This window comes from Arcicella aurantiaca (genome assembly GCF_003148625.1).
GTDB lineage: Bacteria > Bacteroidota > Bacteroidia > Cytophagales > Spirosomataceae > Arcicella > Arcicella aurantiaca.
Genome location: NZ_QGGO01000027.1, coordinates 52,715 through 75,942 on the forward strand (window position 1 = coordinate 52,715; position 23,228 = coordinate 75,942).

22 protein-coding genes, 2 tRNA genes and 1 riboswitch are annotated in these 23,228 nt (G+C 33.7%); of the genes, 15 read left to right on the forward strand and 9 right to left on the reverse strand.

The genetic code is table 11. The features are described 5' to 3' along the window. The first annotated feature begins 29 nt into the window (after positions 1 to 29). Genes LV89_RS19640 through LV89_RS19650 form a run of 3 tightly spaced genes read left to right on the forward strand, consistent with a single transcriptional unit; the run spans position 30 to position 1,358 of the window. On the forward strand, positions 30 to 368 hold the full coding sequence (locus tag LV89_RS19640) for a helix-turn-helix domain-containing protein (RefSeq protein ID WP_109744629.1): 339 nt from the start codon (positions 30 to 32) through the stop codon (positions 366 to 368). A gap of 12 nt (positions 369 to 380) precedes the next feature. Next, the gene (locus tag LV89_RS19645; RefSeq protein ID WP_109744630.1) at positions 381 to 596 is read left to right on the forward strand and encodes a hypothetical protein; all 216 of its coding nucleotides are present in this window, start codon (positions 381 to 383) and stop codon (positions 594 to 596) included. A 57-nt stretch (positions 597 to 653) separates the two neighbouring features. Continuing rightward, complete coding sequence (locus LV89_RS19650; RefSeq protein WP_109744631.1) at positions 654 to 1,358, forward strand: DNA cytosine methyltransferase; 705 nt, start codon at positions 654 to 656, stop codon at positions 1,356 to 1,358. Here LV89_RS19650 and LV89_RS19655 read toward each other — a convergent pair. Beyond that, the gene (locus LV89_RS19655; RefSeq protein WP_109744632.1) at positions 1,355 to 1,741 is read right to left on the reverse strand and encodes a hypothetical protein; all 387 of its coding nucleotides are present in this window, start codon (positions 1,739 to 1,741) and stop codon (positions 1,355 to 1,357) included. The genes LV89_RS19650 and LV89_RS19655 overlap by 4 nt on opposite strands. Before the next feature lie 70 nt (positions 1,742 to 1,811). On the opposite strand from LV89_RS19655, the gene LV89_RS19660 reads away from it, so the two are divergent. From LV89_RS19660 to LV89_RS19670, 3 genes are read left to right on the forward strand one after another with little or no spacing between them, the layout of a single operon-like run. After that, on the forward strand, positions 1,812 to 2,192 hold the full coding sequence (locus LV89_RS19660; protein WP_109744633.1) for a helix-turn-helix domain-containing protein: 381 nt from the start codon (positions 1,812 to 1,814) through the stop codon (positions 2,190 to 2,192). Continuing rightward, positions 2,167 to 3,522: an McrB family protein gene (locus LV89_RS19665; protein WP_109744634.1), complete on the forward strand. Its 1,356-nt coding sequence runs from the start codon at positions 2,167 to 2,169 to the stop codon at positions 3,520 to 3,522. The genes LV89_RS19660 and LV89_RS19665 overlap by 26 nt, the downstream gene beginning before the upstream one ends. Next, positions 3,519 to 5,171: an LlaJI family restriction endonuclease gene (locus LV89_RS19670; RefSeq protein ID WP_109744635.1), complete on the forward strand. Its 1,653-nt coding sequence runs from the start codon at positions 3,519 to 3,521 to the stop codon at positions 5,169 to 5,171. Before LV89_RS19665 ends, LV89_RS19670 begins: the two co-directional genes overlap by 4 nt. A 51-nt stretch (positions 5,172 to 5,222) precedes the next feature. On the opposite strand, the gene LV89_RS19675 is transcribed toward LV89_RS19670, so the two are convergent. Both LV89_RS19675 and LV89_RS19680 read right to left on the reverse strand, forming a co-directional pair. After that, a tRNA-Leu gene (locus tag LV89_RS19675) sits at positions 5,223 to 5,309 on the reverse strand. Positions 5,310 to 5,375: 66 nt separating this feature from the next. Beyond that, positions 5,376 to 5,448 (reverse strand) — tRNA-Gly (locus LV89_RS19680). A gap of 232 nt (positions 5,449 to 5,680) precedes the next feature. Here LV89_RS19680 and LV89_RS19685 point away from each other — a divergent pair. Next, the gene (locus LV89_RS19685) at positions 5,681 to 6,400 is read left to right on the forward strand and encodes a DUF2490 domain-containing protein (protein WP_109744636.1); all 720 of its coding nucleotides are present in this window, start codon (positions 5,681 to 5,683) and stop codon (positions 6,398 to 6,400) included. Positions 6,401 to 6,482: 82 nt separating this feature from the next. On the opposite strand, the gene LV89_RS19690 is transcribed toward LV89_RS19685, so the two are convergent. Then, the gene (locus LV89_RS19690; RefSeq protein WP_109744637.1) at positions 6,483 to 7,328 is read right to left on the reverse strand and encodes a T9SS type A sorting domain-containing protein; all 846 of its coding nucleotides are present in this window, start codon (positions 7,326 to 7,328) and stop codon (positions 6,483 to 6,485) included. 290 nt (positions 7,329 to 7,618) lie between these two features. Here LV89_RS19690 and LV89_RS19695 point away from each other — a divergent pair, with 290 nt between their 5' ends. The 6 genes from LV89_RS19695 to hemA all read left to right on the forward strand — a co-directional run bounded on the left by LV89_RS19695 (position 7,619) and on the right by hemA (position 16,160). Next, the gene (locus LV89_RS19695; protein WP_109744638.1) at positions 7,619 to 9,355 is read left to right on the forward strand and encodes a sensor histidine kinase; all 1,737 of its coding nucleotides are present in this window, start codon (positions 7,619 to 7,621) and stop codon (positions 9,353 to 9,355) included. 33 nt (positions 9,356 to 9,388) lie between these two features. Continuing rightward, positions 9,389 to 10,072: a response regulator transcription factor gene (locus LV89_RS19700; RefSeq protein ID WP_109744639.1), complete on the forward strand. Its 684-nt coding sequence runs from the start codon at positions 9,389 to 9,391 to the stop codon at positions 10,070 to 10,072. A gap of 103 nt (positions 10,073 to 10,175) precedes the next feature. After that, positions 10,176 to 10,274, forward strand: a riboswitch (TPP riboswitch). Positions 10,275 to 10,343: 69 nt separating this feature from the next. Further along, the gene (locus tag LV89_RS19705) at positions 10,344 to 12,794 is read left to right on the forward strand and encodes a TonB-dependent receptor (RefSeq protein WP_109744651.1); all 2,451 of its coding nucleotides are present in this window, start codon (positions 10,344 to 10,346) and stop codon (positions 12,792 to 12,794) included. Positions 12,795 to 12,928: 134 nt separating this feature from the next. After that, the gene (locus LV89_RS19710) at positions 12,929 to 13,354 is read left to right on the forward strand and encodes a hypothetical protein (RefSeq protein WP_109744640.1); all 426 of its coding nucleotides are present in this window, start codon (positions 12,929 to 12,931) and stop codon (positions 13,352 to 13,354) included. A gap of 183 nt (positions 13,355 to 13,537) precedes the next feature. Continuing rightward, entirely contained in the window at positions 13,538 to 14,365 is an 828-nt protein-coding gene (locus LV89_RS25620) for a group I truncated hemoglobin (RefSeq protein ID WP_211321240.1), read from the forward strand. A 517-nt stretch (positions 14,366 to 14,882) separates the two neighbouring features. Continuing rightward, the gene (gene hemA / locus LV89_RS19720) at positions 14,883 to 16,160 is read left to right on the forward strand and encodes a glutamyl-tRNA reductase (RefSeq protein ID WP_109744641.1); all 1,278 of its coding nucleotides are present in this window, start codon (positions 14,883 to 14,885) and stop codon (positions 16,158 to 16,160) included. A 22-nt stretch (positions 16,161 to 16,182) separates the two neighbouring features. Here the strand turns inward: hemA and LV89_RS19725 are convergent, their stop codons facing one another. The 3 genes from LV89_RS19725 to LV89_RS19735 all read right to left on the reverse strand — a co-directional run bounded on the left by LV89_RS19725 (position 16,183) and on the right by LV89_RS19735 (position 20,429). Continuing rightward, positions 16,183 to 18,534, reverse strand: coding sequence for a TonB-dependent receptor (locus tag LV89_RS19725; protein ID WP_109744642.1), 2,352 nt, complete (start codon positions 18,532 to 18,534; stop codon positions 16,183 to 16,185). 9 nt (positions 18,535 to 18,543) lie between these two features. After that, positions 18,544 to 19,392: a DUF4249 family protein gene (locus tag LV89_RS19730; protein WP_109744643.1), complete on the reverse strand. Its 849-nt coding sequence runs from the start codon at positions 19,390 to 19,392 to the stop codon at positions 18,544 to 18,546. An 86-nt stretch (positions 19,393 to 19,478) separates the two neighbouring features. After that, positions 19,479 to 20,429, reverse strand: a complete 951-nt coding sequence (locus LV89_RS19735) for a hypothetical protein (protein WP_109744644.1) — start codon at positions 20,427 to 20,429, stop codon at positions 19,479 to 19,481. Positions 20,430 to 20,773: 344 nt separating this feature from the next. Here LV89_RS19735 and LV89_RS19740 point away from each other — a divergent pair, with 344 nt between their 5' ends. Both LV89_RS19740 and LV89_RS19745 read left to right on the forward strand, forming a co-directional pair. Further along, entirely contained in the window at positions 20,774 to 20,968 is a 195-nt protein-coding gene (locus LV89_RS19740; RefSeq protein ID WP_109744645.1) for a helix-turn-helix domain-containing protein, read from the forward strand. 66 nt (positions 20,969 to 21,034) lie between these two features. Further along, positions 21,035 to 21,640 (forward strand): DUF4230 domain-containing protein, encoded by a 606-nt coding sequence (locus LV89_RS19745; RefSeq protein ID WP_109744646.1) that lies wholly within the window; start codon positions 21,035 to 21,037, stop codon positions 21,638 to 21,640. A gap of 167 nt (positions 21,641 to 21,807) precedes the next feature. On the opposite strand, the gene LV89_RS19750 is transcribed toward LV89_RS19745, so the two are convergent. Both LV89_RS19750 and LV89_RS19755 read right to left on the reverse strand, forming a co-directional pair. Next, positions 21,808 to 22,785, reverse strand: coding sequence for an NADPH:quinone oxidoreductase family protein (locus tag LV89_RS19750; protein WP_109744647.1), 978 nt, complete (start codon positions 22,783 to 22,785; stop codon positions 21,808 to 21,810). A 142-nt stretch (positions 22,786 to 22,927) separates the two neighbouring features. Continuing rightward, a partial coding sequence (locus LV89_RS19755) for a transposase (protein ID WP_146199215.1) occupies positions 22,928 to 23,228 on the reverse strand: 301 nt, incomplete at its 5' end.

Genomic DNA, 23,228 nt, shown 5'->3' on the forward strand with positions numbered 1-23,228 from the left:
CCAAAATAATATTTCCAAACAATCCAACAATGCAAATCATACAGCATGAAACTTTTGGGGAATTGATACGACATTGCCGTGAAGAGAAAAACCTGCCTTTACGAAAGGTAGCGGCGGTTTTGGATGTGGATACCAGCACACTCTCGAAGATGGAGAAAAACCTCCGACATCCCAACCGTGAACACATCGAAAAATTAGCGGAACTCTTTGGATTGAATACTGAAGAATTACGTTTGGCGTTTCTCTCCGACCGTGTGGCGTATCAATTAGCTCAAGAACCCATCTCTGAGCAAGTGCTGAGAGTTGCCGAAGAAAAAATTAAATACATTCGCTCTAAAAACATCGTACAAGGGGTTTTAGAGTTTTAAATCAATCATATTATGTACACAGCCATCAATGGAGTTTTTGAAAATGGGCAGTTTATTCTTCAAGAAACTCCGCCAACGACCAAGAAATCAAAGGTATTAATTATGTTTATGGATGAAATTGAAACGCCTTTTGTAAACGAACCAAACTCAAAAAAAGGAGTACGTCTGGGTAGTTGGGCTGATAAAGGATATTCAATTCCTGATGATTTTAATGAACCAATGAATTAATTAAATTAGCTCTGAAATATCGTTAAAAGTTTTTGGGGTTTTAAAATAGTAGAAAATATGAGTTATTTAATACAGGATAAATTGATGATGATTGAAGAGGAAGATTTTCAGAGGGAAATAATTTATACTCAAAAAAATGATAATCAAAGACTTAGAGGTATAGATTTATTTTGCGGGATTGGAGGTTTCAGATTAGCAATGGAGCGAAATAATATTGATTGTGTATTTTCTTCTGATATAGATTCATTTGCTCAAAAAACTTATGCTGAAAATTTTGGAGAAAAACCTTACGGAGATATTACTAAAATTGATGCTTCTGAAATACCTTCTTTTGATATATTAACGGCAGGATTTCCTTGCCAGCCATTTAGTTATTCAGGTCTCAATCAAGGATTTGAAGATAAAACACGTGGCACTCTATTTTTTGATGTACTCAGAATTATAGAGTATCATCAACCTAAAATGTTTTTTTTAGAAAATGTTAAGGGATTAAAGTCTCACCTAAATGGTGAAACATTACAAATCATTATAAAATCATTGGAGGAACAAGGATATAAAGTAAAATGGAAAGTTTTAAATAGTCTTGATTTTGGATTACCACAAGCGAGAGAAAGATGGTATTGCGTTGGTTATAAAGAAGATATAGATTTTCAATTTCCAGAGGGCAAGAGAAAAGGAGTAATACTAAAAGATATTATTGATGAAGAAAGTAATAATAACGAAAAGTTGAAATTGGGGAATTGGGAGACAAATTATAATTAGCTAAAATTTCTGTAAAATGTTTTAAATTGGTCGTCCCATACTTCCAATTTGTATAGATAAGTAATACTGACCGCTGTTGCAGAACCGTAAAAATTTACAATTGTGTTTAACAATTCATGAGCTATGTTTCTTTCATCTGGTGTATCATAAGGACGTATGTAGGCTCTATAATTTTTACTGAAATACATATTTTCAAAATAGAAAAAATCTTCTGGTGAATTTCCACAAAGATGAAATCTGATGTTAAAGATTTCTTTTAACTTTTTTTCTAAATCAGTTTTTGGGACATCTGTTGAGTCTAATCTAATAGTATTCTTTTCTTTACTAAAAGAATCAGAGATAATTATTCCTACAATGTTTTCATTTAGAACCGCACTTTGCATAATTTGATAATTTTATTACACTACAAATATAGGATAAATTATTTTAAAAAGAAAATAAAAATAACAAAATGTGAATAAAAATAACAAAATAGATTCAATTAATGCAAGAATAAAGCAATTGAGGTTAAATAATAACTTAACTCAGCAAGAGTTTGCGGATAAAATAAATTCCACGAGAGCAATGATTGGACAAATAGAAACGATGGTAGCCAATCCTACGCTCAACATGATAATAAATATTGTTTCAAATTTTGAGATTACTTATGACTTTCTAATTGATGGAAAAGAAAGATTGGAAGAAAATTCTTTAAATCATTCTTTACAAAATCAAGAAATTGAATTTTTAAAAAAAGAGGTTGAGTTAAAGAATGAAATAATCGAATATCAAAAGCAACTTTTAACAAGCAAAACAAATAAACCAATAGATGAAAAGCCTCTACAAAACAACTAATCGCAAAGAATTTGCAAATACAGTTTTTAAACAAATTTCGAATGTTAAAGATGGATGGAATAGATTAAAGCATCTTATTTCAGAAAGTAAAGACGTAAATAAAAGGAGTATTCCCAAATATAATCTTACAAATGTTATCTATGTTTCAAAAGATAAAGTAAAAGCTGATGACCTTGTATCTGGCGATAACATAAGATTTTTTATAGAGCCTTTTTTTCAAAATAATCAGTTCTATGCTCATCTTTCGACTCAATGGAGATTTAAAGATGGAAAGAATTTGGATATAATTAGTGTACGAGACTTAGTAAATAATGAATATAGTGATTTATTTAAGATAGAAATCACTGACAAAACTTTTGAACTTTTCCAGCTTATTGATACCATTGAAATTCAAAAAAATAATTATAAAGAGGTGGTAATAAATAGTAATAATATCAGATGTAAACAAAAAATCTACTTCGGTTCGCCAGGCACGGGCAAATCAACGGCAATGCAAAAATTTGCTAATGAAAATGGTTTAGAAGTTATCCGCACTACTTTTCATCCAGATACGGATTATCATTCTTTCGTAGGTGGCTACAAGCCCGTGATGAAAGACGACAAAATCACCTATCAGTTTGTCCCACAGGCATTTACGAAAGCTTACGTGCAGGCGTACCTAAACCCAGATAAGAATTATCTCTTGGCAATTGAAGAAATAAATCGGGGTAATTGTGCTCAAATCTTCGGGGATTTATTCCAATGCCTTGACCGTAATCCAGACGGCTATTCATGTTATCCTATTGATGCTAATGCAGATTTGGCTAATTATTTAGCATCGCAGGGTTTAGAGAATCCAGAGCAACTGATTTTACCTGCCAATTTGCTGATTTACGCTACGATGAATACCTCCGACCAATCGCTTTTCCCGATGGATGCAGCCTTCAAACGTCGTTGGGATTGGCAATACGTACCGATTGAATTTGATGAAAAAGCCAATGAAATTAAGATAGTTTTTGATAATGAAACGCAATATTCTTGGCGTTTATTTATTGAAAAAGTGAACGAAAAAATCAAGGAGATTACCAAGTCAGAAGATAAAAAAATTGGCGTTTATTTTGTTTCAGTTGATGAAAACAACACCATTTCCTTAGCCCAATTCCAAAACAAAGTAATGTTTTATTTATGGTCAGAGATTTTTAAAGATGAACATGAATCAGCCGATAGCATTTTCAAATATAAAAATTCAGACGGAAATGAAACAGACTTCACTTTTAATGAACTCTTTGAAAGTGAAGGACTTACAAAACTAAAAGGGTTCATGAATTATCTGCTAAAACCTATTCAATGAAAATCATCATCGAAGAATACGCCTACGACTTATCTTTAATTTCGCCCATTCTGAGCGAACGATATTACGTTCCCCTTCAAAATCAGCGTTGTAAGGTTAATTATATCGGTTACTATTTTGAACCCGATATGAACGAACCCGTGATGATTTTGCCAAAGGTTTTTATTGAAAATAATCGAGTATTTGGGAAATATAGCCCCGAAGACATTTTTGATTTAGACCATAATCCAGATATTCGAGAATCCTTGCGAAAAGAGAAGAAATTAGACTTTCTTTTCAGCATCACCACATGGCATTATTTAGCAATTCGCCAGTTTCAAAAACGTCAGCAAGCTAATACTATTACCGAAAGTAGCGATTTAGCAAATGTCATTTCAACGTTGGGAGAAAAAGATGTTACTGAATTGGATTTAATCCAGAGTATTATCCGCTTCAATCGTGAAAATCAAGCTTTGTTTACCTTCATTAAAAAGACAAATTCAGCCCAAAATCAGCAAGTAAGTTGGCACAAAACCATTGCCAAGAAAATGCCAACGTTACAAAATGGTTCTCCCGTATATGTAGAGACACTTACGAAGCAAAAAACGATTAATTATGATGAAGAGTTATTAGTAATTTTATCTTCGGTGCTAAGCTATTTTAATAAAAAATATTATTTTCAAATCGCTACAAATCAACTATTTACACCATATAAAGGCAGGGATTTAGAAAACCTAATGAAGCGTGGAACGGTGATTTTGAAGCAAATAAAGTACAAATACTTTTCGGATAAATTATTGAAATTATGGGATTTATTGTATGCTTATTTTCTTCGTCAAGATAAAATAAAGAGTAAAAAACATCACAAAGAAATCGTTTTGGTTCGAGACTTCAATATCGTTTTTGAGGACATGATTGATACGCTTTTATCAGAGCCAAATTTACCTTCACACCTCAAAAATCACAAAGACGGTAAAGAGATTGACCATATTTACCCTTATCAAGATTTATTGACGAGCCAAGACCAAATTTACCATATTGGAGATAGTAAATATTATAAAGACACGACCACGACGGGTCAAAATGCCATTGCCAAGCAATATACTTACGCAAAGAACGTAATTCAGTACAACATTGATGTATTGAACAAAGAAGGTATTTTGGAGAATAATATTCGTTATCGTGATGAACTGACTGAGGGGTATAATATCACACCAAATTTTTTTATCAGTGCGGTGCTTAATGATAGCTTAGATTTTCAGAAAGAAGGCTTGGAATACAAAAGTGATTTCAAACAAAATAATCATTTCAAAAATAGGCTTTTCGATAGGGACACACTCATTTTACAGACCTATAATATCAATTTCTTGTTTGTACTTAACGCCTATGTAGCCAATAATCAATCACAAAGAGATAAATTCAAAGGTTCTGCCAGAAGTTTATTTCGTAAGAAAATTGTGGAGTTTTTAGATAAGAAATATAATTTCTATACCATAAAACCAGAAGGAAATTTAGAAGACTTTGTCGTAAAGAACTTTAGATTTTTATCAGGAAAAATGTACCGTCCTTCGGGTTGGGAAGATAGACTTCTATTGGCTTTTGAGAAAGGTAATGATAACGAAAAGTTAGAAATTGTAAGAGGGGAGATTTCGGAGTATCGAATTAGTTAATAAAAACAAAAAAGGAGCAAACATCAATTGACATTTGCTCCTTTCGGATAATGGTACCGGGGACGGGAATCGAACCCGTACGAACTTACGTTCACAGGATTTTAAGTCCTGCGTGTCTACCAGTTCCACCACCCTGGCATGAATCTGAGCCGAAACCCTTCATCTTAAACTTAAAAAGCACCTAAAGGTGCTTCTTTTAAGCTGAGCGAAAAACCGGGTTCGAACCGGCGACCTCAACCTTGGCAAGGTTGCGCTCTACCAGCTGAGCTATTTTCGCATATTGTTCTGGTGAATTGTGGTACAAAATTAGTGCTTTCATTTTTTGTATGCAAGTGTTTTTTGAAAAAAAATTATAAAAAAAATGTAACTATATCCATAAATGCCTGACAACACTATACTTATAAGAATCAATAAATTTTAAAATATTTTTAAGAACAAGTTAACCAAATGTAAAATGATAGGTTTTAAGGGTGATTTTAGATAATTTTACGGTTATATAAATTATTTTTATGTACAAATTCCTAACCACAACCTTCCTTATTTTCTTCTTTGCCAATTGTTATGCTCAAGAATACTCTCATTTTTCTTCTTGGAACAGATTTGTAGTTCAAAAAAAAATTAATGACCATTGGGAATTAATGGGCGATGTACATATTCGTCGTCAAAATGATTTCACTTCTTCGTCAAACAGTCCTTTTTCATTGAAATTAATGGAAGGTTATCGCTTTACTACTATTTATAGAAATCATGGCTTTGCCTTTTCGTTTGCTCCTTTTTTTCTACACACTTATCCTCTCTATGCAAAAACAAAAGATTTAAGTGTTGCTGCAAGGAGTGAATTACGACCTTCATTTTTTACAGAATGGTCAAAAAATCTAAATGAAAAATGGGTTTTTCTCTCTCGATTTGGTTACGAGTATCGTATTTTTAAGAGAGTGGACGACACATGGGGAGATGAACAAGGACGAATCCGTTTGCGTATGCAAATAAGGTATAATTGGGACGAGAATAATACTGTTTTTGTCAGTGAAGAACCTTTATATAATATTCCCCCGCATTTACCTGCAAACTCTTTTAGTCAAAATCAGCTTTATTTTGCTTTTAATCATGACTTTTCGCCTCATTTTACGGCTGAATTGGGCTATATGTGGAATCACAGACAGAGGGCTTCATTGGTAGAATTTGATGAAGAAAATGTTTTACAAACGCACTTCATTTTTAGGCTCTAAAATATATTGAGTGAATGGAAGGTTGAGAGATTAGTTTGTCCAATATTCACTCAATCACTCAACCTTCCATTCACTCAATATATTACTCAATCACCACTCTTTTAGCCGTTCCGTCTTCGCCTTGTGTTACTGTTACGAAAACTGTTCCTTTGGCATTTTTCTTCAAATCAACTTGTCCCATAAAGTCCCCTTGAAAATCTTTTATTTTCTGAGAACCCACTTCTTTTCCATTAATGTCGGTAACAGTTACATTGATGTCACCTTTTTGAGGAGCAAAGAATTTAAGATTCAATTTATTGTCAAAAGGCTTATTTGGATAAATTTTGAGGGCTTTTACCGTTTTTGATTCATTCATAAAATCAAAATCTTTCATGTCTCCGTCAAACTTAAATCTAAAATCTTTCACCATTGGTTCAAGAGATCCTAAAAGTTTTTTATGGTCAAAATCTTTGAATTGTTTTTCCACATCTTTGCCAAAATCTTTAAAGAAAATAGTCATATCTTCATTATCTCCGTCGCCATCCAAATCTTTCTGGATTCTTTTGCCGTCTTTGTAAATCTCTACTCTTTTTTTCTTCTTGCCTTGTGGAGCATTATGCGAAAATGGGCGTTCTTCATCATTTTTTGACCTCATTCTTGCCCCTTCTCCATCTTTATTAATTTTGATTCTGATGTGCTTACGTTCTCCATTTCCAGAGGCAGTTAAAAGGGAATCTGAAATATGATTGATAAGTTTATCTTTTTCGTCGGCACTCATTCCTTCCACATTATAACTACGGTCGAAAACTTCTTTTTTACCATTTTCCGACGATTCAATATGAATTTTAAGTTGTCCGTTTTTTTCTTCAATATTTTGAGAAACGTTTTTTTGTGCCATTGCCGACATTCCCAAAGTGAGCAATAAAGCCGATGTGATTATTTTTTTCATTGGTATATTTGGTTAAAATATGATTCGTTTAATTCACAGGAAAGATTCATGTGGTACTTATTTAGCAAATAAACGAAGCTTCCTCAATATCAATTCTTTATCTGCTGTTAAAAGATGTTAAAGCGAATACAAGAGGTAGTTTTTACGTTAATTTTGCTGACAAGTTATAGACACAAAAGTTTTTAGAATGTTGCATGAGAGGTATTAGGTTTTCGGTATTAGGTATTAGTTAAAAATATTTCGTCAATAACTAACTCCTAAACCCCAACCCCTAACACCTAAAAAAGAAAATGACTAAACGGAAAATACAATATATCATTGCTTTGATGGCTTTTGCTTTGTTAGGTTTAATTGCCTTTCAAATGTATTGGCTTGGCTTTACGGTACGCTCAAAAAATGACCAATTCGGGAGCGATGTACGTGATGCGATGCAACAAGTTGTACGGAAATTATCTCAACAAGAGATGTATTATTTTATGCAACGAAAAATTGCTTCAGAGGAAAATAAAAAGCAGTTATTAGCCATCTCAAAACCTGCTGAAGACCATAAAATCACACCAAATAAACCTAAATCTATTGCTCAAAAAAGCCCAAGTGTAGCCATGAATTTGGGTAAAATGACAGAAAAACAATTCCCTTCTGATATTTTGGTTTCAAAAGGCGTAGAAATTCTGCCAAATGGCGAAATCAGAGAGCATCAAGAGTTTTCTATTGACCTAAAAGATGAAGATGTTGTGAGTTTAATGAGTGGTCAAAAACAGTTAGATGATATTTTTGGAGAAGCCATTCAACGCCATAATTTAATGGTTGACGATTCGGTAAAACGTTATCAAGAATTAGCCGCAAAAAAGAAGAAAGTTAAGCGTAGCCCACACATCGACCGCCATATTCAATATGAAGAAACTGCCCAAAAAGTGAAAAACAAGGCAGAAATGGCGAAAGAGGTTTTCAATGATTTCTTGTTTACCAAACGTAGTATTTACGACCGTATCAATTATCAGATTTTGGATTCATTATTGAAATATGAAATCAAAATGAAGGGAATTACCATTCCATTTGAGTATGGAATTAGTAGCTTAGAAAACCCCAATTATTTGCATTATGCGTCGTCGATGAAGTATAAAATGATGGGCTTGAAAAACGATAAGGATACTTACACGGTCAGTCTTTTCCCGAATGATTACAGTAATTCAGAGAATTATTTGCGGGTATATTTCCCAAACCAAGACCGTTATATTATCCGTAATATCTGGATGATGTACGCCACGTCTTTGTTGTTGATTTTAGTGGTTTTAGGTTGTTTTTACGTAGCGGTTAGTACGATTTTGAAGCAAAAACAATTGGCAGATATTAAAAATGACTTCATCAATAACATGACGCATGAGTTTAAAACGCCCATTTCTACCATTTCGTTGGCAACGCAAATGCTTGGCGATGAAGCCGTTGCAGCAAGTCCAACGATATTTAAACGATATTTGGGAATTATTCAAGATGAAAACAAACGGCTTGGTTCGCAAGTAGAAAAGGTTTTGCAAACCGCCCAAATGGAACGAGGAGAGGTTCGTCTGAAATTGGGTACGGTAAATGTTCATCAAATTATTGAGCGAGTTTTGGAAAATATTAGCCCACAAATTGAACTTCGAGAAGGATTAATTGAGGTAGATTTACAGGCAGAAAACGTAGAAATTCAAGCAGATGAAGTGCATTTGACTAATATCCTTTTCAACCTTTTGGATAATGCCAATAAATATTCTCCCGAAAAACCAATTATCAAAATCACGACGGAAGACACCGAAAAGGGACTTTCTATCAAAGTAAGCGATAAAGGTATTGGCATGGCAAAGGATTCTATCAAGCAAATTTTCGAGAAATTCTACCGTGTGCCTACGGGTAACGTCCACGACGTAAAAGGCTTTGGCTTAGGATTGAGTTACGTAAAAAAGATGGTAGAAGAACATCATGGAAAAATCAATGTGCAAAGTAAATTGGGTGAAGGAAGTGAGTTTGAGGTGGTGTTGCCTGTTTAGAGAAAATTATAAAATCAAACCAAATTTAACAAAATGACGAAGATTCTACTCGCCGAAGATGACCCAAATTTAGGCACATTATTACAAGAATATTTAACCATCAAAGGTTACGAAACCACTTTGGCAAAAGATGGTGACGATGCCCTCACGAAGTTTGTTCAACAATCTTACGACCTTTGTATTTTTGATGTAATGATGCCCAAAAAAGACGGTTTTACTTTGGCAAAAGAAGTAAGAATGTCGGATAAAAATACGCCTATTATCTTCCTGACCGCTAAAGCTATGAAAGAAGATACGCTACAAGGTTTTAAATTGGGGGCGGATGATTATATGACGAAACCATTTTCGATGGAGGAATTATTGGCTCGTTTGCAAGCCGTTTTACGAAGAAGTCAGAAAGAGGAATTGCAAAATGAAAAAATTACTACTTTTCAAATCAGAGGATTTGTCTTTGATTCTGAGAAACAAACGCTCATACACCATGAAGAATCTCAAAAATTAACCGTCAAAGAATCGCAATTATTAAAGCTCCTTTGCGAAAATATGGGCAATTCAGTAAGCCGTAGCTTTGCCCTAAAAATGGTTTGGGGAGACGATACCTATTTCAACGCCCGAAGCATGGACGTTTATATTACCAAACTTCGCAAGTTTTTAAAAGAAGAACCTGAAATTCAAATAGTTAATGTTCATGGAGAGGGTTTTAAATTGATGGTTTAGGATATATTCCGATGCTTCTGCATCGACTAAAAATAGCATTTGTAAATTATGGAAATCATGTTTTTCCTTGAATTTCCATTTTTACACCATACCTTTGTACCACAATCACAAAAAGGGGTGCCTCATAACAACGGGCTGAGATTATACCCATTGAACCTGATGCAGTATAATGCTGTCGAAGGGAATTTTGTTCAATCACAAAATTAATGGTCTTTTGTATGTTAAATCTGAAGGATTTGACTCCTTATCTTTCTTGAACTTAAATTCAAGCATGAAAAACAGTTATCTGTTGTCGCTGAATAGTGAAAAATCACTGACTAACAACTATTTATCTTCTATTTTTTGCCATTTCGCAAATCGCTATTTTCTTACTATTTACTGTTTATTGCTAACTGTAACCTGTTCATTTGCTCAACTCTCCATTTCTGGAAAAATTTCTGATGCCGAAACGGGGAAACCGCTTGCCTCAGCTAACGTAATTTTAGAAAACACGTCGAGAGGAGCTGCAACCAATCAACAAGGGGCTTATTCTTTAAAAAATCTCAAAAAAGGCTCTTACATTTTGAAAATTAGCTACTTGGGCTTTACTAAAATCTCAAAAGCAATTGATTTACAGAAAGACGAAGTTCTTGATTTTTCTCTTCAAAAATCAACTTTTGAGGCTGACGAAGTGGTAGTAAGTGCTACTCGTGCCAATGCAAATTCGGCAATGGCATATTCTGACATCAGCAAAGAGTATCTTCAAAAACAAAATTTAGGGCAGGATATTCCACAATTGTTGAACTTCACGCCATCGTTAGTTACCACTTCTGATGCTGGTGCGGGCGTGGGTTACACGGGCATTCGTATTCGTGGAACTGACGCAACTCGTATTAATGTAACTGTCAACGGCATTCCGATTAACGATTCTGAGTCGCAAGGAACATATTGGGTAAATATGCCTGATTTGGCAAGTTCAACAAATTCGGTACAAATTCAGCGTGGCGTAGGAACTTCAACTAACGGAGCAGGTGCTTTTGGAGCAACGGTAAATCTTTCTACCAACGAGTTTAGAAAAGACCCTTACGCAGAAATCAATAACTCTATCGGTTCATTCAAAACCCGTAAAAGTACAATTATGGTTGGTTCGGGTTTACTGAATGGAAAATTTACCGTTGATGGACGTTTATCTAAATTAATTTCAGATGGTTATGTTGACCGTGCTTCGTCTGACTTAAAATCATTTTATCTTTCGGGAGCGTATTTTGGCAAAAAATCTTTTGTGCGTTTAAATGTATTTTCGGGTAAAGAAAAAACGTATCAATCTTGGTACGGTTTGTCAGAAAGCGATTTATTAGTAAATCGTAAAATGAACTATTATACCTATCCAAACCAAACCGATAATTATCAACAAGACCATTACCAATTGCTTTCTTCGCATAATTTATCTTCAAATTGGACTTTCAACTTCAATTTACATTATACCAAAGGAGCAGGTTATTATGAAGAATACAAAGAAGCCGACAAGTTTTCAAACTATGGACTTCCTAATATTGTAAACGGTACTGAAACCATCAAAAAAACGGATTTAATTCGTAGAAAATGGTTAGATAATGATTTTTACGGAACAACTTTCTCTTTAGAATATCAAGGAAACAACAAGCTTTCTGCTACTATTGGAGGTGGATACAACCAATACGAAGGGAAACATTTTGGGGAAATTATTTGGGCAAAATACGCTCAAAATATTCCATTGGGACAACGTTGGTATGAGAATAATTCAAATAAGAAAGATTTTAATTTATACGGAAAAGTTAATTATGCTCTTGCCGAAAACTTAAATGCCTATGCTGACTTGCAAATCAGAACGGTTAATTATGATATGAAAGGCATTGCAAGCAAACGTCAAGATATTACGCAAAAAACAGAGTATTCTTTCTTTAATCCGAAATTAGGATTGACGTATTCATTATCAGACCATTCAACTGTTTTTGGGTCATATAGCGTAGGAAATAAAGAACCAAGTCGCCAAGATTTTGTAGATAATGCTCCAAAATATCCGCAAGCTGAAACCCTTAACGATTGGGAAATTGGTTACAAAACACAATTATCTAATGTGGCATTATCAGTAAATGGATATTACATGAACTACAAAAACCAATTGGTTTTAACAGGAAAAGTAAATGATGTAGGGGAAGCAATCAGAGTGAATGTTCCAGAAAGTTACCGTTTGGGACTTGAAATTGAAGCAGGAGTTCAATTAGCTAAAACGTTAAGATTGAATGCTAATGCAACATTTTCGAGCAATAAAATTAAAAATTTCGAGGAAATTGTTCCCAATTATGACGGCGATGCAGACGGTGTAAACAAATTTGCAGAAACAGATATTGCCTTTTCTCCGAGTACCATTTTAGGTTCGCAAATTTTATTTACGCCTGTTAAAAATTTAGAATTTGGGTTACTCTCAAAATATGTTGGCAAACAATATTTAGACAATACCACCAACGACAAACGTAAAATTAACGCTTATTTCACCAACGATTTAAGAGCTATTTATACGGTAAAAGGTAAATTATTGAAAGAAGTAAATTTCAGTTTCTTGGTAAATAATCTCTTTAATACCTTGTACGAGTCTAACGGTTATTCTTTTAGCTATATTTACGAAAAACAGACAATTACAGAAAATTACTATTATCCACAGGCAGGAACAAACGTCATGTTTGGGGTTAATCTGAAATTCTAAGAGACTAAATTATTCCATATTTTAAAAGCTCAAGTTTAAATGCTTGAGCTTTTTTTGTTGTCTCGAAATCCAAACCTAAAACTTTACCGTAGATATGTTTGATTTAGCTTATTAAAAAATAATATATCAACATCATGGAAAGGTTTAAAAAATTACTGAAAATTTCAGGTTATACCGTATTGTCTTTTTTTATCGCTTTGGTTATTTATGCCAACTGGGAAGAACCTTCATTATCGGATAAACTTGACTTAAAACCAATTGAATTAAGCGTTTTTACACTCAGCCATGAGGTTTCGGGTGAGGACAGTTTACAAATTGCCCAAAACCTTGCTAATAACAAAGGAATCACCGCTTCAACGATTAATGCACAGGGAAAAACCATCAGTATTACCTATCACGCTGATGAAACATCGGAAAATGAACTAAAGCAAGCTATTTATGCTGAAAAATTTGAAGCTAAAAAAGTGGATTTTACAGCCTTTAAAGGGCCTCAATGCCCCGTTCCGACAGAATATATTGATTTTATCGTCAATACAAAAAAGGCACTTTGTTTTAGATAAATGCAAACAGGAGTCACAATAATATCTTCCAACATTTATTCATTAACGTTAATAATATTACGACTCAAAACCCATTTTTGTCGTTCATTAAGACTCTAAAAACTTGCCCGAGTTTTAAAATCATCGACAAATTTGAATAAAACGGGCTTATTCAAATTTGTAATTAATTTTTCTTATCATAACATGAAAAAATCAATGCAACTATGGGGCGTATTCCTCATGGCAGGAACGTTATTGTTTACATCTTGCAAAAAAGAGGAAACCGCAGTTACGCCAACCCTTTATGCTCGTTTAGGAGGCAATGCTGCAATTTCAGCAGTGATTGACCAGTTTATCGCTAACGTTGCGGGCGACGCACGTATTAATGCTTTCTTTGCTGATGCAGCGGCTGACCCTGCTCGTTTGACAAAGTTGCGTAACAACCTTATTAATCAAGTTGGTATGGCAACAGGTGGAACAGAGAAATATACAGGTTTAGACATGAAAACTTCTCACAAAGGAATGGGAATTGAAGAATCTCATTTTACAGCTTTGGTAGAAGATTTGTCATCTGCTTTAGATAAATTCAAAGTGCCAACAACTGAGAAAACTGAATTATTGACTGCTTTGGCTGGCATGAAAGCTGACATCGTGGAAGGTCCAACAACACTTTATGCTCGTTTGGGTGGAAATGCAGCAATCACAGCTGTAATTGACGACTTTATCGGTAAAGTTGCGGCAGACTCACGTATTAACGCATTTTTTGCTGCCGCTGCTGCTGACCCAGCTCGTTTGAATCGTCTAAAATTGAACCTTGTCAATCAAGTTGGACAGGCTTCTGGAGGTCCCGAAAAATATTCAGGTCTTGACATGAAAACGGCTCACAAAGGCATGAAAATTACCGATGCACAATTCAATGCTTTGGTTGAAGATTTACAAGCGTCTTTAGTAAAATTCAAGGTTGAATCAAGAACTAAAATTCAGTTATTGACTGCATTAGGTGGCATGAGAGCTGATATTGTAGGGCAATAATCAGTGTTTCAGTTAGCAGTTATCAGTAAACAGTTAGCAGTTTCAGCGGGCGGCGTTCCGCTTAGTAGTAAACCTCATTAGATACTAATGCCTACTATCTTTAATAGCGATATTTATTTTAATATATCAATGTGGTAAAAGATAACTATTCACTGATAACTGTTTACTGATAACTGAAACTGCTAACTGATAACTGTTTACTGATAACTGTTTACTGATAACTGACATCTGTTTTGCTGACTTTTGTCATATTGTACTATTTTAAGAGATACTACTTTCGAGAATTACATTTTCATCAACAAAATCTAACTATTTATACCTATTCTAAATTAGAAATCTTCGCCAAAAATTACGTATCATTTCCCTCTAAAATATTCGTTCTTGTTGTAATTTTGCAGTCCAAACAATTTTTATAAATTTGGATTTGCCAAAAAGTATAATTGTTTAATTTTCAATGATTTAACAATTTAAAAGTATAAAATTAATTGTCATTATTGAATCGGAATCGTAAGGAACCATGCAAAATATATTCAAAGCATTCAGTTTATCATATAAATCAGCTCCCTTGGCAGTTAGAGAGCAAGTAACCTTGACGGAGGGAGAAATTAAAGATTTCTCTTTGAAAATCAAGGACTTATTTGGCATCCAAGAATGTTTGGTTGTTTCAACCTGCAATCGTACTGAAGTTTATTACACTTCTGAGCAAGATATTACAACTGATGTTATCAAAGCGTTACTTACCTACAAAGGTATTATTGATACTGAATCATATTTTGTACATTTCCAACAATTCACCCTTCAAGCAGATGCAGTTAAGCATCTTTTTGAAGTAGCAACGGGTTTACATTCACAAGTAGTTGGAGATTTACAGATTCCCAACCAAATCAAACATTCGTATCAATTTGCGGCAGATTTGAACATGGCTGGGCCATTTCTTCACCGCTTGATGCACACCATTTTCTTCTCAAACAAAAGAGTTGCCCAAGAAACTTCCTTCCGTGACGGTGCCGCATCTACTTCTTATGCCGCAGTTGCCCTTACCGAAGAAGTGACCCAAAACATTAATAACCCAAAGGTTTTAATATTAGGTTTAGGAGAAATCGGTATTGATGTTTGTCATAACATTGCCGATAAAGAATTTGCAGAAATTACGGTCATGAACCGTACCAGAGCAAAAGCAGAAGATATTGCAAAAGGAAATAATTTCAGAATTGCAGATTTTACCGAATTAGAAAGAGAAGTGAGAAGAGCAGACGTTATTATTTCTTCGGTAATGATTGACAAACCTTTGATTACGAAAGAATTAATTGATAAAATTGGCATTCTTACTTTCAAATATTTTATTGACTTATCTGTTCCGAGAAGTGTAGAAGATAACGTAGAAGAAGTAGCAGGGGCATTGGTTTATAACGTTGATAGCCTTCGTGAACGTGCAGACGAAGCTTTACGTATTAGAATTGCCTCAATTCCAGATGTAGAAAGAATCATCGACGAAGCAATTGTTGGTTTCAATGACTGGTCAAGAGAAATGGTAGTTTCTCCAACAATCAACAAACTCAAAAATTCATTAGAGCAAATCAGAAAAGATGAGATTGCTCGTCATTTGAAAAACTTATCGCCCGAAGAATCAGAAAGAATTGAGAAAATCACGATGGGCATTGTTCAAAAAATCATGAAATCGCCCGTATTGAACCTGAAAGCCGCCTGCAAACGTGGCGATGCTGACCAATTGGTAGATATAATTACAGAATTATTTGATTTAGAAAAACAAGCAAATAGTGCTTATGTTCATTAGAGAAAAACCTCTGATTTGAATATCAGAGAGGGTGTTTAAAATTTGAAGAATAAATTTTAAACGAATATGAGAAAGAGGGTATAACGCCAAAAAGTGAAACTGATTTTACCCTTTGCCCAGAATCAACGAAATAATAGTAAGGGTTTTGACGATTATAAAGATTATAAAAACTCAATTCCCATTGACCTATTCCCCATTTGTGGGTCGTTTTTCTTTGAATACTAAAATCTAATCTATGTGTGGGTATCATTCTATACGAGTTCCTCTCTCCATTTATATACCCCAAATTAGAATATCCAATAAACTTATTACTAACTAAGCTATAAGTTGGAATAGAATAAACAGCCGAAGGTAAAGTAATAGCTTGACCGGTCTGGTATATCCATGAAGCATTCAAACTCCATCTTTTTTTCAATTGGTACATTGCAACAACTGAAAAATCATGCCTTCTGTCATGCCGAGCATAAAATTCTTTACCAAGATTTAAATCGTCAAATTTATTAGTTGTCCAAGATAAAGTATATCCTATCCATCCTTTTAATTTACCATATTTTTTTTCTAATAACGTTTCAATGCCATAAGATTTTCCAGTTCCTTGTGTTACAATTCTGCTCCATTCTCTTTCATTATTTTGAGAAAATTCTGTGAAATCAGTTGAACTATAACCGTCACGATATGAAATGATATTAGACATTTCTTTATAATATCCTTCAATTCTTAGAGAAAGAAACTTTTCTCTTTTTAGCCTCATATCTTGATTATAACTAAAAGAAAATTGATTTGACTGTTGAGGTTTAATTTTATTGGTGGAAGACACCCATAAATCAACAGGAAAACCAAGCCCAGGATTGGTTAGGAGTTGTAATGGTTGATTCATCTGAGAAAAGGATACTTTTATAGATGAACTTTCGTTAAAGACATATCCTAATGTTATGCGTGGCTCTTTAAAATAATATGCTTGATTTTGGACATTATAAGAATTAAATCTAAATCCAATATTTGCTATCCATTTTTTTAATTTCAACTCATTTTCTACAAAAAATGTAGATTCAATTGCCTGAATTGAATCTAATTTTGACTCAAAAAAATTAAGGTCTTTCCCTTCATATTTTAACTTCCCAGGTTGAAATAAATATTGATTATAAGCCCCACCAAGTTTAAAAGAATAATTATTAGAAACATTTATTTCAGCAGTATTTTTAAGTCCAAAAGTATTTATTTGTGATTGAAATGTATTAGAAAATTGTTCCCCTTGTTGATTTCTTGCAACAAATAAATTCATGTTATAATTTGAAAGTGTAAAATCCACATAATTATTAAATTTAGGCGTAAAATAACTTGTAAGTGAAAGCCCCCAAATATTACTATTCCATGATTGACTATAGTCTTGCTTTTCGGTTTCTCCATCAAAAGAAGCTGTTAGCTTGTCTTTATCAAGATAAGTAAATAATTGTATGACATTATTTTTATTAATTTTCCAAGATAATGAACCATTGAAGTCATAAAATTTGTAATAAGGTCCAGATGTGGTTCCAGTTCCATTAAAGAATGCTGTAAAAATATCGAAGTAACTTCTACGCCCTCCAATTAATAATGAAACCTTATCTTTAACCAATGGAACTTCAACTGTCAGTTTAGATGAAATAATACCTATCGAACCACTAATTTTATACTTATCCATTCTGGGCATTTTTAATTTAACATCAAGAATAGAGGATAAACGTCCTCCAAATCGGGCAGGGAAACTACCTTTATATAAGTCAGCCTTTTCAATCATATCACTATTGAAAGGAGATAAAAATCCAAATAAATGACTATTTTTATACAGTGGGGCGTTGTTGATTAGAAATAAATTTTGGTCATTTGTTCCCCCTCGCACATACAGACCTGCAGAACCCTCATTATCACTTTTTACGCCAGGAGTTAGCGTAAATAATCTTGTTAAATCGTGTTCTCCTCCAATTGAGGGAATATTTAAAATCTGTTCTTTTGATAAAGAATTTACCCCAATAGTCAGTTTATTTACGGAGCTTTCTGTTTTACCATTTACAACAACCTCTTCAAGTTCCGTTGCAAATGGAGTAAGTTGAACTTCAATCGTAGTATCTTTTTGGATATTGAGTGTCTGTTTATAGTTAAGGAAACCCAAATATTTTATGGAGATGACATATTTTCCAGCTTTAAATTTTGGAAATATAAAATCACCACTATCATTTGTATATTTTACAGTTTTCATTGGAGTTAGGTTAATAAAAGCTCCTTCAAGAGATTGTTTAGTAGATTTATTAATTATTTTTCCTGTAAACCTAACTAATTGGCAATAGGTTGAAAATGAAAAAGATAAGACGAACAGTAAGATGAAGTGTTTTTTCATAGATAAAGCCTATTTGAAAGTAATTGTTTGTGAGGTAGTAAGGTAGGCTCCAAATATTCCATAACCATTTTGAACATTTGTAAATTCTGATATAACACCTTGATAAGACCCCAAAACACTATCAGAACCCTTTTTAGAAATATTATCCATTTGCTGTGCCATTTTCTCGAATAGATAAAGATTAGGCTCTAATGTATGTAGATAGTAATTTTTGGGGAATACATCATCAAGTATAGCTGATGTATAGAAGAAAGTATTGTCAGATTGGGTTATATCCTTATTAGGTTTTAAGATAGGTTGGCTATCTCGAATTTCTCCTGAAAAAGAATCTTTAAATTTTCCATCTGAACTTATTAAATAATTAAGTTTTTGCTCTGTTGAAGACACATCTTTCCACCTTGCTTCTATTCTTCTCCTCATCGAATTACCGTCTGAAAAAGGATCTCCATAGGTAATTTTTTCAAAAGTAGCACTTTGATGAGGAACAGTACAGGTAGAAGTTAACAAGGGATAATTAACAATATTAACTTGCAGAGAATAGGTATGATTAGCCTGAATTTTAAATAATTTTTGTGTTATGCCATAATAACCTCCGTTAGCAATATGTTTTAAATTTATTTCGACATTGGTATTATTATCTTTCAGAGAAATCACCGCATTTTCAATTCCAGACTCTTTATTTTTATTTGTTAAAGTACGGATTTCTTTGATTGATGCATTAATAGAATCAGATGGTGTTAGAAAACAAAAAACGGCAATTTTTATATCAGGTATGGGAAATTCGACATCATCAATTACTGAAATTCGATTACAGCTTATAAAAAAAAGTATTATTATATATCCAATAAATTTAGACATTTTGTAAATCTGTAAAAATCAATTAAATAATTAGTCTTAAAACATATTTTAAGACTAATTATTTAATTGATTTATTGAAGTTGAGTTTAGAAACTAAAATTAATATCTTGATTATTCCATTTTGCCTTGCAATTTGCATGAATAACAAAATCTGTTGAGCCAATTGTCGGTCCCCATAATCCCCCAAGATAAACGGAAGTTTCTTCACAGTCATTGCATGAATTGCTACCAACTCCTCCGAAATTACCTTGAGCCCAGTTATTAAAATATACTGACGCATTACTTAATTCTAAATTTTGAGCCGTTCCAGATTGCCATGTGTAAATAAACCACCACCATTGACGGTATTCTCTCATCATTAGTTTCATTGACCAAGATGTGTAAAAGATAAACCATTGTGTTTCAGAAAAAACGGCAATCACTGCATGGTCTCCATCAAATGATCTTCCAGTAATAGGAAAATCAGTATTAGGTCTTGCATTTTTACTTTGCTCTTTATTGATTTCTCCAGTAAGTTTAACAACAATTTTCTCTTGTACTACCCTTGAATCTTTAACCCCATCAGCTAACAAATTTTCATTTTCACTTTTTACAGTCAATCTATTTCCATCTGGAGTAAATTTATAGACCTCTTTCCCTATTTTAACAACCCCATCACTATTCAAAATATGAGAAAAAGTCATATCAGGAATATATACTTTATCTACCTTATCAGTTTTAAAAATAGGATTGTTTTCTTTGAAAATAACTCCATCAGAATGAGAGTCGTAAAACTCTTGCATAGACTCAAAGCCAATCTTCTTATCCCAATTTACTCTTTCCTTTTCAGTCATCATTTTTAATTCCTCAATTGTTGCTTTAAAAGCATCAATTGATTCAAATGAAATTCGCCCTTTCTCAGCAGTAACTCCCTTATTAATAATTTGAGTTTCTTGAACCTCTGCAGGTTGAACTAATCCGTCTTGTTTATCACAAGACCACAGGCATAGTGACAGTCCAACTGCCACCATGCCCAAACGTTGTAATGTTTTTTTCATTACCTTTGTGTTGGGTTTAATTGTTAGAAATTTGACCTTTAAGCCCCATCTGGTCGCCAAACTTAGAATGGGGCTTAACTTTTGCAAAGGTTTACGGTTTTTATGGCATTGCAAAATTTAAAATCTTAAAAAATATTCCGTACAGAATATTTCAATAAATCTTCAAAAAAATCGTTAACTAATTGTATCAAAAAAAATAAAATTATATTTTTGCCGTGCTTCCCGCTTTTGTAGCACTTGTCATAATTACTTAATCTACTACGTTGTGTTTGTTTTACAACGTTTCTTTCCACTAATAACTAAACTTATATCAATGTTCTATTTAAAAACAACTTCTAAAATCTATGAAATTTCAAGGTTCAATCGTCAAAAAAACTCGTGAAGAAAAAGGCTACAAACAATGTTATCTCGCTTATTTAATCGGTATTTCTCAATCTCATTTATCTAAAATTGAAAGTGATAAGGCAGTCGTAACTGTTCCAGAACTCGTAAAAATTGCAAATTCATTAGATAAACAATTTTCCTACTTTATAAATTGATTTTTAGTAATTTTTACCATTTGTCCTTGACTATTATATACCTTTGAGCATATTTTAATTAAAATTATGCTTCGCAGACTTATTCGTTTAATTCCCCTTTTCTTAGTTGTATTTCTTGCCATTTTCGCATGGGAGAAATTGAAAGACTTTAAAAATCCATTTAGTAGTGGAGACGTTGAAGTTTCGCACAATGTGTTGTTGCAACAAATTTCGTCGATGGGGAAATTGGAATTGGTGAAATACAATTTTAGAGATGTCGTAGAAAGTAAAATCAAGAAAGATTTACTGCCCGATGCCAAAGTGCTTTTAATTGTTTCGGGCGAAGCAACGGGCTGTTTAGATTTAACTAAAATCAAAGCGACCGACCTTGCAGAAAATGGCGATACTTTGGTTGTACACTTGCCCGAACCCGAAATTTGCAATTATAAAATAGATCACTCAAAATCAAAAGTTTACGATACTGAATATGCTTTTTTGGACGAAGCTAAATTAGTTGATAATGCCTTCCAAAAAGCAGAAAGTGAGATAGCACAAAATGCCCAATCAATGGGTATTTTGGAACAGACAAAAAAATCTGCGGAACAAGTTTTGAAGCCTTTTTTAGAGAATGTTTCTAAGAAAAAAGTCGTCCTTCGATATGCTATGAAAGATAGTAAATGGGAGTTACGGTAAATACAGTTAGCAGTTAGCAGTTAGCAGTTAGCAGTTAGCAGTTAGCAGTTAGCAGTTAGCAGTTAGCAGTAAAAAAGCCAGTTTTGGAATTATTAGTTCCGAAACTGGCTTTTTTACTGCTTTATATTTATTTACTGATAACTGTTTACTGCTAACTGACGTACTGTTTACTGTAAACTGACAACCACTTTCCCCATTACTTTTCGGTTCAGAATTTCATTTAGTGCCTCTGATGCTTGTTCAAGCGTGTATTGTGCGTGGATGTGAGGCTTTAGATTTCCTTCAGCGATAAAGCCTAACAATTCTTTGAAGTTTTGCATACTTTGTTTGGGTTCGTTGGCGGCAAATGCTCCCCAAAATACGCCAACGATTGACGCTCCCTTTAACAAAGGTAAATTTAATGGCAAACTTGGAATATCGCCTGCCGCAAACCCAATTACTAAATAACGTCCTTTCCAAGCAATTGAGCGAAATGCAGGCTCTGTATATTTGCTTCCAACAGGGTCGTAAATCACATCAACGCCCTTTCCTCCTGTAATTTCTTTGATACGTTCTCGTAAATCTTCCGTCGAATAGTTGATTACTTCCGACGCTCCATACTGTTTGCAAAGTTCCAATTTTTCATCCGTCGAAGCCGCCGCAATGACTTTTGCTCCCATAATTTTCCCTAATTCTACCGCTGCTAAACCCACACCACCAGCAGCACCTAAAACCAAAAGTGTTTCACCTACTTTTAATTCTGCTCGATTTTTTAGGGCATGATACGACGTTCCATACGTGTACATGACCGACGAAGCTGTGATAAAATCCATTCCTTCGGGCATCAATAATGTTTTTTGAGCATCGGCTTCAACTTCTTCTGCAAATCCGCCAAAACCTGTCAATGAAAACACGTTATCGCCAACTTTTAGATGCGATACGCCCTCTCCTACTTCCTTAACAGTTCCAGAAACTTCACCTCCTGGAGAAAATGGCATGGGCGGTTTTATTTGATATTTCCCTTGAATAATTAAAGTATCAGGAAAGTTCACACCACAAGCTTTTACGCTAATTATCACTTTTCCTTTAGTGGCAATTGGCGATGCTACATCTTCCACGACAAGTGTTTCGGGTAATCCATACGTTTTGCAAAGAACAGCTTTCATTGATTTTTGAGAGATTTTGGATTGAATAACTGAGTGAATATAGGAATAGAAATGACCAAATAAAAAAGGTTCGATGAAAAGTATTTCACCGAACCTTTTTGTCAAGAGAATCTTTATTTAACGTGAATTATTGTGATAAATCTCAGATTAGTACAATTTCATATTTTTCATCACTCCTTACTTTTTCCGTATAGTTTGGGAATGAGGGGAATGATTCAAAATAGGTATAAGCAATCAAAGCACTCGTGAAATTTACCATAAAATTTTTAGAACTTCGATGTCTGGAATGTTCCAGATTACAGATGTTTTTCAAGAGGTCAAAGACTGTTTCGACCAAGCCTCGGTGTTTTAAATAATAGGCTTTTAAGGGAGTTAGTTTTTCTTGTACTTCTTTCATATTATCTCTGGTTTTGGTAATAAGTTCTAAGTCACGAAGCTTAAAA